Origin of the sequence: Rhizobium sp. WYCCWR 11146 (genome assembly GCF_013591995.1) — a bacterium.
In the GTDB taxonomy this organism is placed as follows: Bacteria; Pseudomonadota; Alphaproteobacteria; order Rhizobiales; family Rhizobiaceae; genus Rhizobium; species Rhizobium indicum.
Window position 1 is genome coordinate 201,718 of the sequence record NZ_JACCEY010000015.1, and the last position, 14,189, is coordinate 215,906.

At 63.2% G+C, this 14,189-nt stretch carries 15 protein-coding genes; 6 read left to right on the forward strand and 9 right to left on the reverse strand.

The window, feature by feature from the left end:
* The first annotated feature begins 56 nt into the window (after positions 1 to 56).
* Positions 57 to 566, forward strand: coding sequence for a peptide-methionine (S)-S-oxide reductase MsrA (gene msrA, locus HX899_RS09655; RefSeq protein WP_138334093.1), 510 nt, complete (start codon positions 57 to 59; stop codon positions 564 to 566).
* Positions 567 to 572: 6 nt separating this feature from the next.
* On the opposite strand, the gene HX899_RS09660 is transcribed toward msrA, so the two are convergent.
* Positions 573 to 1,445 carry a LysR family transcriptional regulator gene (locus HX899_RS09660; RefSeq protein WP_181292334.1) on the reverse strand — a complete coding sequence of 291 codons (873 nt, stop codon included), beginning with the start codon at positions 1,443 to 1,445 and terminating at the stop codon, positions 573 to 575.
* A gap of 97 nt (positions 1,446 to 1,542) precedes the next feature.
* Between HX899_RS09660 and HX899_RS09665 the strand changes: the two genes are divergently transcribed.
* Together HX899_RS09665 and HX899_RS09670 are read left to right on the forward strand one after the other, a co-directional pair.
* Complete coding sequence (locus tag HX899_RS09665) at positions 1,543 to 2,328, forward strand: SDR family oxidoreductase (RefSeq protein ID WP_138334097.1); 786 nt, start codon at positions 1,543 to 1,545, stop codon at positions 2,326 to 2,328.
* 27 nt (positions 2,329 to 2,355) lie between these two features.
* On the forward strand, positions 2,356 to 3,054 hold the full coding sequence (locus HX899_RS09670) for a ribonuclease activity regulator RraA (protein WP_018246960.1): 699 nt from the start codon (positions 2,356 to 2,358) through the stop codon (positions 3,052 to 3,054).
* A 188-nt stretch (positions 3,055 to 3,242) separates the two neighbouring features.
* On the opposite strand, the gene HX899_RS09675 is transcribed toward HX899_RS09670, so the two are convergent.
* From HX899_RS09675 to HX899_RS09700, 6 genes are read right to left on the reverse strand one after another with little or no spacing between them, the layout of a single operon-like run.
* Positions 3,243 to 4,532, reverse strand: coding sequence for an amidohydrolase family protein (locus HX899_RS09675; protein ID WP_181292335.1), 1,290 nt, complete (start codon positions 4,530 to 4,532; stop codon positions 3,243 to 3,245).
* Between the two features lie 26 nt (positions 4,533 to 4,558).
* Positions 4,559 to 5,503, reverse strand: coding sequence for an ABC transporter permease (locus HX899_RS09680; RefSeq protein WP_181292336.1), 945 nt, complete (start codon positions 5,501 to 5,503; stop codon positions 4,559 to 4,561).
* Positions 5,500 to 6,549 carry an ABC transporter permease gene (locus HX899_RS09685; protein ID WP_180196299.1) on the reverse strand — a complete coding sequence of 350 codons (1,050 nt, stop codon included), beginning with the start codon at positions 6,547 to 6,549 and terminating at the stop codon, positions 5,500 to 5,502. Before HX899_RS09685 ends, HX899_RS09680 begins: the two co-directional genes overlap by 4 nt.
* Positions 6,539 to 8,071 (reverse strand): ABC transporter ATP-binding protein, encoded by a 1,533-nt coding sequence (locus HX899_RS09690; RefSeq protein WP_181292337.1) that lies wholly within the window; start codon positions 8,069 to 8,071, stop codon positions 6,539 to 6,541. The genes HX899_RS09685 and HX899_RS09690 overlap by 11 nt, the downstream gene beginning before the upstream one ends.
* Positions 8,068 to 9,480 carry an amidase gene (locus tag HX899_RS09695; RefSeq protein WP_181292338.1) on the reverse strand — a complete coding sequence of 471 codons (1,413 nt, stop codon included), beginning with the start codon at positions 9,478 to 9,480 and terminating at the stop codon, positions 8,068 to 8,070. The genes HX899_RS09690 and HX899_RS09695 overlap by 4 nt, the downstream gene beginning before the upstream one ends.
* 8 nt (positions 9,481 to 9,488) lie before the next feature.
* Positions 9,489 to 10,475, reverse strand: a complete 987-nt coding sequence (locus HX899_RS09700) for a BMP family protein (RefSeq protein WP_033184007.1) — start codon at positions 10,473 to 10,475, stop codon at positions 9,489 to 9,491.
* Between the two features lie 206 nt (positions 10,476 to 10,681).
* Here HX899_RS09700 and HX899_RS09705 point away from each other — a divergent pair, with 206 nt between their 5' ends.
* From HX899_RS09705 to HX899_RS09715, 3 genes are read left to right on the forward strand one after another with little or no spacing between them, the layout of a single operon-like run.
* Positions 10,682 to 11,311: a CDP-alcohol phosphatidyltransferase family protein gene (locus HX899_RS09705; RefSeq protein WP_138334111.1), complete on the forward strand. Its 630-nt coding sequence runs from the start codon at positions 10,682 to 10,684 to the stop codon at positions 11,309 to 11,311.
* Positions 11,308 to 11,928, forward strand: a complete 621-nt coding sequence (locus tag HX899_RS09710; RefSeq protein ID WP_138334113.1) for a 1-acyl-sn-glycerol-3-phosphate acyltransferase — start codon at positions 11,308 to 11,310, stop codon at positions 11,926 to 11,928. The genes HX899_RS09705 and HX899_RS09710 overlap by 4 nt, the downstream gene beginning before the upstream one ends.
* Positions 11,925 to 12,854: a phosphatidate cytidylyltransferase gene (locus tag HX899_RS09715; protein ID WP_062943156.1), complete on the forward strand. Its 930-nt coding sequence runs from the start codon at positions 11,925 to 11,927 to the stop codon at positions 12,852 to 12,854. Before HX899_RS09710 ends, HX899_RS09715 begins: the two co-directional genes overlap by 4 nt.
* Before the next feature lie 13 nt (positions 12,855 to 12,867).
* Here the strand turns inward: HX899_RS09715 and HX899_RS09720 are convergent, their stop codons facing one another.
* Both HX899_RS09720 and HX899_RS09725 read right to left on the reverse strand, forming a co-directional pair.
* Positions 12,868 to 13,191: a chaperone modulator CbpM gene (locus HX899_RS09720; RefSeq protein WP_181292339.1), complete on the reverse strand. Its 324-nt coding sequence runs from the start codon at positions 13,189 to 13,191 to the stop codon at positions 12,868 to 12,870.
* Positions 13,192 to 13,193: 2 nt separating this feature from the next.
* Positions 13,194 to 14,108 (reverse strand): DnaJ C-terminal domain-containing protein, encoded by a 915-nt coding sequence (locus HX899_RS09725; RefSeq protein ID WP_181292340.1) that lies wholly within the window; start codon positions 14,106 to 14,108, stop codon positions 13,194 to 13,196.
* Between the last annotated feature and the right edge of the window lie 81 nt (positions 14,109 to 14,189).

The window sequence follows — 14,189 nt, forward strand, 5'->3', positions numbered from 1 at the left end:
ACCGTGTGGAAATCGGCGGCAGGAGACACTATCTCTTGCGGAAAAGGAGATGTCCAATGACCGAAGAACGTGCAGTCCTCGCCGGTGGTTGCTTCTGGGGCATGCAGGATCTGATCCGCCGATATAACGGCGTGATTTCGACCCGCGTCGGCTATAGCGGCGGCGATGTGCCGAATGCCACCTACCGCAACCACGGAACCCATGCCGAGGCGATCGAGATCATCTTCGACCCCGCAAGGATCAGCTATCGGGAAATCCTCGAATTCTTCTTCCAGATCCACGACCCGAGCACGCGCAACCGCCAGGGCAACGACGTCGGCTTGAGCTACCGCTCGGCAATCTTCTATGTCACCCCTGAGCAGGAGCGCGTCGCCAGGGACACGATCGCCGATGTCGATGCATCCGGCCTGTGGCCCGGCAAGGTCGTCACCGAAGTCGTGCCGGTCAGCGATTTCTGGGAGGCCGAGCCCGAGCACCAGGATTATCTGGAGCGGATTCCGAACGGCTATACCTGCCATTTCGTCCGACCCGGCTGGAAACTGCCGGTCCGCCAGAAGATCGCCTGAAATTGATCAAGCTCCCATCGCCGCGCGGCTGGTTTCCAGAAGCGCGGCGACGAGGTTTGTCCTCGGCGAAGATCGCGTCACCACGATGCCGACGGTGCGCATAGCGGACGAGCGGGGCAGGGGCAGCTTGACGATATCTAATCCCGCCGGCCAGGGCGGCGCCCAATTCGGCACGATCGAGATTCCGAGACCGCGGTCTACCATCACCGCGATCGCCTCCAGCGCGTCAAGCTCATAACGCTCGACCGGATGGATGCCGATCTCGAGCAGATATTCATCGGCGATGTGACCACCCCACTGGTTGCGGTCGTAGCGAATGAAGGGCAGGGCCGTCAACAGTTCGAGCGGATCCGCTCCCTCACAGTCCCGCGGAGCGATCAGCACCAGGGGTTCCTGGCGCAGCTTGTTGAAAGTCAGCGTCTTCTGCATCGGAAATCGCGGCTCGATGATGAAGGCGGCGTCCAGCGTGCCGTTCAGAACCTCGGCATAGAGGTCCATCGACGCGCCAGGCTTGAGGAAGATTTCGATCAGCGGATAGTCCTGCGCAAGGCGGTGGAGAATGCCGGGAACGAGGCCGGTCAGCGCCGTATTGATCGCCCCGATCCGCATCTCACCCGAAATCGTCGCGGTGCCGGCCATCGCCTTCAGGTCGCGTGTATCGCGCACCAGATCCCGGCAACGTTCGAGAATGGCAAAACCAGCTTCCGTCGGCCGCATCACGCGGCCGGAGCGCACCAGCAGCCGCACCCCGAGCTCGGCCTCCAATGCGCGGATACGCTGGGCAACAGCTGCGGGCGTGAGGTTCAGCCGCTGGGCGGCCTCCGCCAGAGAGTGCCGCTCGGCAACGACAATGAAGGTTTCGAGAAAACGTGTGTCCATCGATAGTTTTTCTATCTCTTGAACGAAGCAGAAGCCATATTTTATTTACGATCCATTGCTCCGAAAGATGGCCAGACCCTATGAGGAGATGGATGAAATGGATTTCGGCCTGAAGGACAAGACGGCCCTGGTGCTTGGCGCCGGCGGCGGACTGGGCAGCGCGATTGCCGCCAAGCTTGCGCGCGAAGGCGCCAGAATTGCCGCGGCGGATATCGATCTCGCCGCCGCTGAGAAGACCGCGGCTGCGGTTGAATCCGAAGGCGGCAAGGCGCTGGCGCTGCAATGGGACCTTTCCGATCTCGGTTCGATCGATGCGCATGTCGCTGCAATCGAGCGCCAGTTCGGACCGGTCGGTATCCTCGTCAACAATACCGGTGGCCCACCGCCGACCACTGTCTCCGGCCAGGATCCGGCGGTTTGGAACCAGTATTTCCAAAGCATGGTGCTCTCCGTCATCGCCGTTACCGATCGCGTGCTGCCTCAGATGCGCGCGCGCAAATGGGGACGCATCGTCACCTCGACCTCATCGGGCGTAGTTGCGCCGATCCCCAATCTCGGTATCTCCAACGCGCTGCGTCTGTCGCTGGTCGGCTGGTCGAAAACACTGGCGCGCGAGGTCGGACGCGACGGCATCACCGTCAACATCGTCCTGCCGGGCCGGATCGCCACCGGCCGCATCACCTTCCTCGACGAGCAGAAGGCCAAACGCGAAAACCGCTCCATCGATGACGTCGTCATTGAGAGCACCGGCAGCATTCCGCTCGGCCGCTATGGCCGGCCGGAAGAATATGGCAATGTCGTCACCTTCCTGGCTAGCGAGCCGGCCTCCTATCTCACCGGATCGGTGATCCGCGTCGATGGCGGCATGATCCAGAGCATCTGACAGAAACCGAATTGGAACCGAACACCGATGGCCCTCAGTGCTGAAGCGATAGCAACCCTCAAGACCGTCTCGACGGCGACCCTGACGACCGTTCTTCTGAAGAAGGGCCTGCGGAACGTCTGGATCCGCGGCGCCGTTCCGCTGAAGCCCGGCCAGCCGCGCATCGTCGGGCCGGCCTTCACCCTCCGCTTCGTTCCGGCCCGCGAGGATCTGGCGACGCCGGCATCCTGGGCCTCGCCAATCTCGACACGCGCGGCGATCGAGGCGATGCCGGAAGGCTGTGTTGCCGTCGTCGATGCGATGGGTGTCACCGATGCCGGCATCTTCGGCGACATCCTCTGCGCCCGCATGCAGAAGAGAGGCGTTGCAGCCCTCGTCACCGACGGCGTCGTACGCGACCTTGCCGGCGTGCTCGACACCAACCTGCCGGTCTGGTGCCGCGGCGTCGCAGCACCCCCATCGGTCGCCGGCCTCACCTTCGTCGCCTGGCAGCAGCCGATCGGCTGCGGCGGCGTTGCGGTCTTTCCTGACGACATCATCGTCGTCGACCAGGACGGCGCAGTGCTGATCCCCGCCGATCTGCTCGACACCGTGCTCGCAGAAGCGCCGGAACAGGAGCGCATGGAAGCCTGGATCATGACCAGGATCGATGAAGGCACGCCGTTGCCCGGCCTCTACCCAATGAACGCCGAAACCAAGGCGCTCTACGAGGCCTCGAAGAAATAGGTTCCTGGTAGGAGATCGCCGAAACCGGCCCCTCATCCGGCTGCCGCCACCTTCTCCCCGTAAACGGGGCGAAGGGGATATGCCGCGCCGACTTCCTCAAATCTCGACGTTGCGTTTGGCACGTCCCCTCGCCCGTTTACGGGGAGAGGGTTAGGGTGAGGGGCCGCCATGGGGTCCGAACCGACACCTCAATAGCGCGGCACGTAATCCAGGCCGCCGTCGATCCGGGCGGGGCGTCCGTTCAGGAAAAGCTCACCGATGCGCGGCGCCGAGCGGGCGATGATCTTGCCGCGGCGGATTACCGCCAGTCGGTTCGGCTTCAGCCGCAGCGCTTCCAGCGTGTCGCTGGCTTGGAGGATGACGAGGTCGGCGTTGTATCCCTTTTCCAGGCCGTAGCCTGCAAGTCCCATCGTCTTCGCCGAATTGACGGTCAACGCGTCGAAGATCCTCTTCTTGTCCTCGATGCCGGCCATCTGTGCGACATGGATTGCCATATGGCCGACCTCCAGCATGTCGCCCGACCCCATCGAATACCAGGGATCCATGACGCAGTCGTGCCCGAAGGAGACATTGAGCCCGGCATCCATCAGCTCCCGCACACGTGTCATGCCGCGGCGTTTCGGGTAAGTGTCGTGCCGGCCCTGCAGCATGATGTTGATCAGCGGATTGGGGATGACGTTGATCTCGGCCTCCGCCATCAGCGGAACGAGCTTGGAAACATAATAATTGTCCATCGAATGCATCGAGGTCAGATGCGAGCCGGCGACGCGCCCCTGCAAGCCGAAGCGGATAGTTTCCGCAGCCAGCGTCTCGATATGGCGCGAGAGCGGATCGTCGGTTTCGTCGCAATGGATATCGACCGGCAGGCCGCGATCGGCGGCGATGCGGCAGAGCGCCTCGACCGACGCCGCACCTTCCCCCATCGTCCGTTCGAAGTGGGGAATGCCGCCGACGATATCGACGCCCATGTCGAGGGCCCGGTTGAGCGCATCGATCGCGCCCGGCGAGCGGTAATAACCATCCTGGGGGAAGGCGACCAGTTGCAGATCGATGTAGGGGGCGACCTTCTCACGAACCTCGATCATCGCCTCGACGGTCACCAGTCTGGGATCGCTGGTATCGACATGGCTGCGAATGAAAAGCAGTCCCTGCGTGACCGCCAGGTCGCAGTAGCGCAGCGCGCGATCGACCAGTTCCTCTTTCGTCACGATCGGGCGCAACTCTCCCCAGAGCGCGATGCCTTCGAGCAGCGTGCCGGATACGTTCATGCGCGGCAGGCCGAGCGACAGGGTGGCGTCCATATGGAAATGCGGATCGACGAAGGGCGGGCTGACCAGCCGGCCGGCCGCGTCGATCTCTTCTCCGGCCTGCGCCTGAAGATTGCGCTCGACAGCGGTGATCTTGCCGCCCTGGATGCCGATATCGATGCCGGTTCGGCCATCGGGGAGATTTGCATTTCTGACGATCAGATCGAACATCGGAGCCTCATTGGATGTGGGCGGTTTCAGCGTTCGCCGCGGCGATAGGGCTGCATCAGCGCCTGCGGAACACGGGCACGGCGGGCCATGACGGCCAGGGCGGCAATGGAAAGGATATAGGGCGTCATCAGAAAGAGCTGATAGGGCACGAGCCCGCTCAGTGCGGTTTGCAGCCGAAGCTGAAAGGCGTCGAAGAAGGCAAAGAGCAGGGCGCCGAACAGCGCGCGGCCGGGCCGCCAGGAGGCGAAGACAACAAGCGCGATGCAGATCCAGCCCCGTCCCTGCACCATGGTCGGGAAGAAGCTGTTGAACGCCGACAATGTCAGGAAGGCGCCGCCCATTCCCATCAGCGCGCTTCCGGCAATCACCGCGCCATAGCGCACCTTCATCGGATTGACGCCCTGGGCCTCGGCCGCATGCGGATTTTCGCCGGTCATGCGGATCGCAAGCCCGACGGGTGTGCGGAAAATGATGTAGGCCATCAGCAGGGCGATAAGGATTCCGAGATAGGTCGGCGCCGTCTGGGTGAAGAAGGCTGGCCCGATGAAGGGCAATGTCGAGAGACCCGGGATGGCGATCGGCTGGAACGGCACGATGGTGGGCGGAGTATTGGCGAGCGGCACGATCAGCCGGAAGACATAATAGCTGAAGCTGGAGGCAAACAGCGTGACGCCGAGACCGGAAACATGCTGGGAGAGGCCGAGCGTCACCGTCAGGCCCGCATGCAGCAGGCCGAAGACGCCGCCGGCGATGGCGGCGATCAGCAGGCCGGTCCAGAGATCGGCGCCGTGATAGACGGAAAGCCAGCCGATCATCGCGCCGAAGGTCATGATACCCTCGATGCCGAGATTGAGCACGCCGGCCCGTTCGCAGAGCAATGCGCCGAGCGTGCCGAAAATCAGCGGCGTGGCGATCCGCAGGATTGCCGCCCAGAGCCCGGCGGAAGCGATGATGTCGAACAGTTGCATCATCGCCGTATCCTGTATTGGGTGAAGAATAACGCGATCAGCATCGTCAACAGCGACAGCGCCACCGTGACGTCGGCGATATAGGTCGGGATGCCGAGGCCCCGGCTCATACCATCCGCGCCCACGAACATGGTGGCGGTGAAAATGGCGGCGAAGACGACGCCGAGCGGATTGAGGTTGGCGAGCATGGCAACGACGATGCCGGCATAGCCGAAACCGGGCGACAGGTCGGTCGTCACATAACCCTTGACACCCATGACCTCGATCGCTCCGGCGAGCCCCGCAAGCCCGCCCGAGAGGCAGGCGACCTTCACCAGCGTTCTGCCGAGCGGGACGCCGGCGAAGACCGCACCAGTGGGATTGAGGCCGGCGGCGCGGGACTGCATGCCGAACACGGTGCGCGACTGGACGAAATGGACGATGACGGCCAGGGCGATCGCGATCGCAAAGCCGATATGCAGGCGTGAGCGGGCGATCAGCTTCGGCAGCATGGCGTGATCGCTGACGGATTGCGACTGCGGCCAGCCGAAGGCGAGCGGATCCTTGAGGATGCCGTCGATCAGCATCGAGACGAAGAGCACGGCGATGAAGTTCAAGAGCAGGCTGGTCACGACCTCATCGACGGAGAAGCGCAGCCTGAGCCAGAGCGGGATCAGGATCAGCACCATGCCGGCAATAGCGCCGACCAGCAGCAGGAGCGGGATGAGAATGGGCGCGGGAAGATTACCCAGCAGTTTCGAACTCGCCGCCGCAACGGCGATGGCGCCGAGATAGAACTGGCCTTCGGCGCCGATATTCCAGAGCCGCGCCCGGAAGGCGACGGCGGCGGCAAGTCCCGTCAGCATCAGCGGCGTTGCCCGCGTCAGCGTTTCGGTGGCCGACAGCCGCGAGCCAAAGGCACCAGTCAGGATGCGCCAATAGGCATCGAGCACCGGGGCGCCGGCAATTGATATCAGGATGCCGGCCAGCGCGAGCGCTGCTATCACTGCGATCACAGGGGTAACGATCAGCAGGTAAAGCGGACGATGTTCGCGGCGCTCAAATCGCATGGCCGGCCTCTGGGGTTTCCTGCCATTCGCCGGCCATCATCAGCCCCAGCCTGCGGGCATCGGCGCTTTCGGCCGCGACGGGCGGAGACAGGCGGCCGCCGACGATCGCCTGTATGCGATCGGCAAGTGCGATCACCTCGTCGAGGTCTTCCGAGATCAGCAGCACGGCAGTACCCTGCCGACGAGCTTCGAGCAGGCGGGCGTGGACAGCGGCCACGGCCCCTTCGTCGAGTCCGCGCGCGGGCTGCGCGGCGATCAGGATGCGCGGTCGCCGATGCAGGTTGCGGCCGAGAATGAGCTTCTGCATATTGCCGCCGGAGAGCAGCCGGGTACGAATGGCAGGGCCGCCACCGCGAACATCGAACCCGTCGATGATTTCCCTGGCAAAGGCCATGCCCGCCTTGCGGTTGACGAGACCGTGGCGCGAAAAGGCTGGTGAAGCGATGCGCTCCAGCACGACGTTTTCCCAGATCGCCATTTCGCCGATCACGCCTTCTTCGTTGCGATCCTCGGGAATGCGGCCGATGCCGGCTTCGACGACATCGGCGACGCCGAGATTGCCGACGGCTTCCCCGAACAGCAGCAGGTCGCCGGCGCTGCGCGCCAGCATACCGGAGAGAAGATGCGCCAATGTCGCCTGGCCATTGCCGGAAACGCCGATGATGCCGAGGATCTCTCCTTGATGCAGCCGGAAGCTGATCGACTTCAGCCGATCGATGCCGCCGGTGCGCACCGTCACATCGGCCGCTTCAAGGGCAACGGCGCCGGGTGTCGACGGCTCGCGCACGGGCCGCGTCACACGGCGTCCGACCATCAGTTCGGCGAGTTCCGCCTTGCTGGTTTCCGACGCCCTGCGTTCGGCGACCATCTTGCCACCGCGTAAGACCACGATGCGGTCGGCCGCGGCCATGACCTCGTCGAGCTTGTGGGAGATGAAGATCAGCGACAGGCCCTGGCGGGCCATTTCCCTCAGCGTCGTGAACAGCCGTTCGGCCTCGATATTGGTCAGCACCGCCGTCGGCTCGTCGAGGATCAGGATGCGGGCATCGTTATAGAGCGCCTTGAGGATCTCGACCCGCTGCTGCTCGCCGACCGACAGGTCGCCAAGACGGGCATCGGGATCGACCTTGAGGCCGAAACGTTCGGAAATTGCGAGCAGCTTCTTGCGTGCCGCTGACGTTCCCGAGCGCCAGGACCACAGTTTTTCGGTGCCGGTCATGACATTTTCGAGAACGGTCAGATTGGGCGCGAGGGAGAAATGCTGATGCACCATGCCAACGCCGGCGCGGATCGCTGCACGTGGCTTGCCCTGCGGCACCTCCGCACCCTCGATCAGAATGCGACCGGCATCCGGCATGTAATGGCCGAAAAGGATGCTCATCAGCGTGGTCTTGCCGGCGCCGTTCTCGCCAAGCAGGGCCACGACCTCACCCTTGGCGAGCGTCATGGAGATATCGTCATTGGCGAGATTGTCGCCGAAGCGCTTGCTGACGCCTGCTATCTCGAGCACAGGCGCGGTCATGACGGCAGTCCTACGACGGGAAAACGGTGCTGCCACCGCCCCTCGGCCTCCAGGCGTGCGGCAAGCGACAGCAGACGCGGCTCGTGACCCATCGGCGCCATGATCTGCACCGGCAGCGGCATGGCATGCTCATCCTGTCCGAAAGGCAGTGTCAAAGCAGGAAAACCCGAAATATTGGCGAGGCAGGCAAGCGGCGCAAATGCCGTCATCCGCTCGAGATGCAGATCCGTGTCGGCATGATCGGACGGAAAGGAGCCGATCACAAGAGGCGCGGAAGACAGCAGCGGCATCAGGATGCAATCGACCCTGTCGAACAGCGCCCAAAGGTTACCGCTCACCAGGACGGCCTCGCTCAGCGTGTTCCAAAGCATGGTGGCCGACAGCGCTCGTCCGCGCGCCGCGAAAGCCTGCGTCAGAGGCTCGGCCCTGCTTTCATCAAGCGCCGCCGTCTTCATGAGTGCTGCGAGATTGACAGAGACGATATCGGCGAAGGCGCGGCCGCTCGCGGTGACGTTCCATTCGACGTCAGCCCAGGTGAGCGGAACCATGAGATGTCCGTCGCTTTCGAGCGCGCGGGCCGCATGCTCTACGGCTGCGAGCCGATTGTCTTCCGTCGGATAGGCCGGCCCGGTATCGGCAAGCAGGCCGATCCGCAAACGGCCATTGCCGCTATCGACAGGGAAGGGGTCCGGAAACGGTCCTCGTGATTTGCCGCTTAGCCTGTCGAAAGTCAGTGCCGTATCCCGCACCGAGCGGCAGACCGCGAGTTCGCTGGCGATGCCGGCGAGGTGGTTGCCGAAGGACGGCCCGCCCGGGATGGCGCCGCGCGTCGGCTTCAGTCCGACAAGGCCACAGCAAGCGGCAGGCACACGGATCGAGCCGCCGGCATCGGTGGCATGCGCAATCGCCACGATCCCGGCAGCAACCGCTGCTGCCGCCCCGCCGGAGGAGCCGCCCGCGGTTCGTGCCGGATCGAGTGGGTTGCGACAGACGGGCCCGATCGCCGGTTCGCTGGCGAGCGACAGGCCGAATTCCGGGCTGGTCGTCAAGCCGAAGAAACAGAAGCCGGCGTCGCGGAAACGAGCGGCCAGATCGGAATCCGCTTCGCCGCCTTTTCTTTCGAAGAGACGGGAGCCGGCCGTGACCGGCAACCCGGCAAAAGGGCCGCCAAGATCCTTCGCCAAGGTCGGCACACCGGCAAAGGGCCTGGCGACAAAACGATCGGGCGCGCTCTGCCGTTCCCGATCGCGGGCATTGGCCGAGGCGAGACCCATCGCTGCATCGAGATAGGCGATGGCGCCAAGCGGTTCCTGCCGCGCAGCCGCCTCGAGGGAAGCCTGCATCGCCTCCGCAGCGCTCAAGCTGCCATGCCTGATCGCTGCCGCCAGGTCCGTCGCATCACGTTGCATGAGCCGGATTACTTCGGCTCGTCCATCATCTTCGGAACTTCGAAGCTGCCGGCCTTGATCTCCGCCCGCTTGGCTTCCATCGCAGCCTCCGCCTCGGCGGGCGCCACACCCTTCACGAAGACGATATCGCTGCCGCCTTCCTTCATCAGGCCGTAGGACGTGTAGTTCCTGCCGACCGGCTTTCCGGCAGCGACATCGGCGATCGCAGCGTCGAGGATTGGACGGAAATACCACATGGCGTTGGCAAACACCGTATCGGGATAACGCGGCGTGTAGTCGATCAGCGAGCCGACCGACTTGATACCGCGCTCCTTGGCGGCATCGGCCGTGCCGATACGCTCGCCGAACAGAATGTCGGCGCCGGCGTCGATCTGGGCAAGGCCGGCTTCACGGGCCTTCGGCGGATCGAAGAAGGTGCCGATGAACGAGACGAGGTGTTTTGCGTCCGGGTTGACCGCCTTGACGCCCGCCGCGAACGCATTGATCAGCATGTTGACCTCAGGGATCGGAATGGCGCCGACCGAACCGACGACATTCGACTTGGTCATCTTGCCCGCCAGCATGCCGGCGAGATAGGCGCCGTCATGGTTCCAGGTGCCGAAGACGCCGAAATTGTCGCCGGCCTGCTCGCCGCTCGAACCCAGAACGAAAGCGGTGTCGGGATAGTCGGCCGCGACCTGCCGGGCCTCTTTCTCCACCGCATAGGCCTCGCCGATGATCAGCTTGTTGCCCTGTTCGGCATATTCGCGCATGGCGCGCGGATAATCGGTGCCGGAGACTCCTTCGGAGAAGACATATTCGATGACGCCTTCCTTGGCCGCGTCCTGCAGGGCCTTGTGCAGACAGGAGTTCCAGGCATTTTCGACCGGCGAGGCATGAATGCCGGCAACCTTCAGCGGCGCAGCCGCCCTTGCCAGCGGGGCAAAGCCACTGACCCCAAGCGCAATGCCGGACGCGATCACTGCCCGGCGTGAAATCAGGATATCTTTGGTCATTGATTGTTCCCCTTTTTTTACCATTTGGTTCAAAATCATAGTAGCGCCCAAAAATGTGTCAAGCAGCGAATGGGCTTAAATATCAGGCTGTTCAATCTGTTGCGCGTTGCGTTCTGCAGCCATTTTTTCCGAACTGTATGGCGTCGCGGCTTGGCGCGACGCAATTGGCAGGATAAGCAAGGAGGATAGGGGTTGGGGGACATGAAATGGGGGAAGAAGAGGGCGCCTCGCGGCGACCGATCGCGAGCCGGTCGTCGTCCTGGGCCATCGGCCTCAGCGCGTGGCTGGCGCGGAGCGGCGCGACACCAAACGGCATTTCGCTTTTATCGGTCGTATTCGCGGGTATAGGCGCAGCGCTCATCGTTTTCACAACACATCCGATTGCCATGGTTTGTGCCGCGATCTCGGTGCAACTGCGGCTCATCTGCAATCTGCTGGACGGAATGGTCGCAATCGAAGGCGGCAAGAAAACCAAGAGCGGGCCACTCTACAATGAATTTCCCGACCGGGTCGCCGACAGCCTGTTTCTCGTCGCGGCCGGCTATGCCTGCGGCTTTGGCTGGCTCGGCTGGCTGGCTGCGCTGCTCGCCGCACTCACTGCCTATATCAGGGTCTTCGGAGGATCGGTCGGTCTTCCCCAGGACTTCAGCGGCGTCATGGCCAAGCAGCGCCGCATGGCGGTGCTGACGGCAGGCCTCCTCGCCCAGAGCGTCGAGACGCTGATATCAGGCAGCCACTGGTCGCTGATCCTGGCATCTGCGGTCATCGCCGCCGGCAGCCTTGTCACCTGCATCACACGCACGATAACGCTTGCCCGTTCCCTGGAGAGACTATGATCGCGCTCATTCGTCGCCTTCTCGTGCTGTTCGTCCGTATCCTGGTCGGCGCCCGAAGCGAGTGGCGGGGCTGCGCGCCCGATCCCAGCCGCCGCATCTATTTCGCCAATCACAACAGCCATGTCGATACCGTCGCCGTCATGGCCGCCCTGCCGTGGCCGGTGCGCCGGCTGACCCATCCGGTCGCCGCACGAGACTATTGGGGAACGAGCGCACTTCGCCGCTTCATCGCGGAGAAATGCCTGCGCGCCGTCCTGATAGACCGCAAGCCTCCGCCGGACAGCAACCCGCTGGAGCCTCTCGAGCGCCTGCTCGAGGAAGGCCGTTCGATCCTGATTTTTCCTGAGGGAACGAGAAGCGCCACCGATGAGATCGCCCCGTTCCGGAGCGGCATCTATCGCCTCGCCTGCCGTTTTCCGGATGTCGATCTCGTGCCGATCCATCTCGACAATCTTCAGCGCATCCTGCCGAAGGGAAGCATGCTGATCGTCCCGATCACCTGCACGGCGCGCTTCGGCAAGCCGCTCCGCGTCGAACCGGGCGAGGAAAAGGACAGCTTCCTGGCTCGCGCCCGCGCCGCGGTCATTGAACTCGCAGATGGGGGGCATACCGCATGACCAGCCTGTTCTCCATCGTTCTGGCCGCCATCCTCGGCCTGCTTGCCGTTGCCTCAGCCATCGGTTTTATCCTTCAGCGGCGCGCGACCGAGCCCGGCTCCGTCGCCACCGTCCAAAATCTCAACGCCCGGATCCGCTCCTGGTGGATCATGGTCGCGGTGTTCGGCGGTGCGATCCTGCTCGGCGATACGGCGACCGTCATCCTGTTCGCATTCCTATCCTTTATGGCGCTTCGCGAATTCTGGACGCTGACACCATCGCGGCGCGGCGATCATCTGGCGCTTTTCCTGTCCTTCTTCGTTGTGCTGCCGCTGCATTACGTGCTGCTCGGAACGGAATGGTACGGCCTGTTTGCGATCTTCATCCCGGTCTATGCCTTCCTGATCCTGCCGGCGGTGGCGACCTTGACGGGTGACGTCAACGAATTCCTCGCCCGCAGCGCCAGGGTGCAATGGGGATTGATGCTGACGGTCTATTCGATCAGCCACGCTCCAGCACTCCTCATGCTGGAGACCGGCACACCGTCCGCACTTCTTCTCGTCTATCTGGTCGTGGTCGTACAGCTCAGCGACGTCTTCCAGTATGTCTGGGGCAAGCTCCTCGGAAAGCACCGTTTCTCGCCGAATATCAGTCCGTCGAAGACGATCGAAGGGCTGGTCGGAGGCGGCGCCTCGGCCATCCTCGTGGGAACGCTGCTTTATCGCCTGACACCGTTTTCACCGCTGCAGGCCGCTGCCATCAGCACGGTCATCGTCGTCGCGGGCTTCTTCGGCGGCTTCGTGCTCTCGGCCATCAAGCGCGATCTCAATGCCAAGGACTGGGGCTATGTGATCGAGGGCCATGGCGGCGTGCTCGACCGCCTGGACTCCATCACCTTCGCCGCACCACTATTCTTCCACATCGTCCGCTATTGGTTCACCACGTAGAAGCTGGTTCTGGCTAAAACCGGTCGATCTCCTCGAGGCTCTCGAACAGCCGGCGCTGAACATCCCGCTCCTGCTTGCCGATGGCGGTCATCAGCCTGCCCATCGTTCCCCGCAGGCCGTGCAACTCGTCGACCAGCTCCATGACGATATCGACGCCGGCTTCGTTGACACCCATGTTTCCCATGAGGTCCAGGATCAGCCGGGCGCGTGCGACGTCGGCGTCGCGAAATTGCCTCTGGCCGCCTGATATCTCCGGGATCAGCCAACCCTGTTCGATCCAGAGGTCGAGCTGAATGATGTCGATTTTCAAGTAAAGACGGAATTCGAGATCATCCATGATCAAGCCTCCATGTTCTTTCTCGGATCGCAGGAGTTTGCCGTCGCCCATTCCTTCATCAAGGCCGTCAGCCGCTCATCCGGGGCGTCGGGCAGCACAATCTTCAGCGAGATGTAGACGTCGCCGTGTCCGCCGCCGCGTTTTGCGACACCTTTGCTCTTGAGACGCAGGACCTTGCCCGTGTTCGAATGAGGCGGCAGCGTCAGATTGACCGGTCCCGACGGCGTCGGCACGCGAACCTTGCCACCAAGCACGGCCTCACTGAGCGAGATCGGCAGTTCCAGGCGGATATCGTCGCCGTCTCGCGTAAAGAAGCGGTGCGGGCGAACACGGATTTCGATCAGGGCATCGCCCACCGGCCCACCGCCGATGCCCGGCTCGCCCTTGCCGCGCAGCCGCAAGGTCTGGCCGTCGCGCGTCCCCGGCGGGATCTGTACGTCGAGCGCCGGACCATTCGGCATCTTGACCTCCGTCCTGGTGCCGTTGACGGCCTCGAGAAAGTCGACCTCCATGGAAAATTGGCGGTCACGGCCACGACCACGGGTCTGGCCGCCGCCGGCACGACGTGAAAAGAAGCTGGCGAAGATATCGTCGGCATCGCTGAAATCGGCAAAGCCGGCGCTGTTGTGGTAGGGATCGCCAGGCCCGCTCTTCGACGCGTAGTCGCGGTAATAATTGCGCTGCGCCCGCTCGGCGCCTGATATATCGATCTCGCCGCGGTCGAAGCGTCCGCGTTTTTGCTCGTCACTCAATATCTCGTAGGCCGTTGAAATTTGCTTGAACCGTTCCTCAGCCTTTTTGTCGCCGGGGTTAAGGTCGGGGTGAAGTTTCTTGGCGAGCTTGCGGAACGCGCTTTGAATATCCTTTTGCGTCGCATCGCGTTTCACGCCCAGAAGCTCGTAGGGATCCTGGCTCATACATATCTCCGGTCGGGCAGCGAATACTGCTGGTTGGCTTGGCAATGATATAGGTTGTCGGGCCGCCGCCGGGGAGGGGAG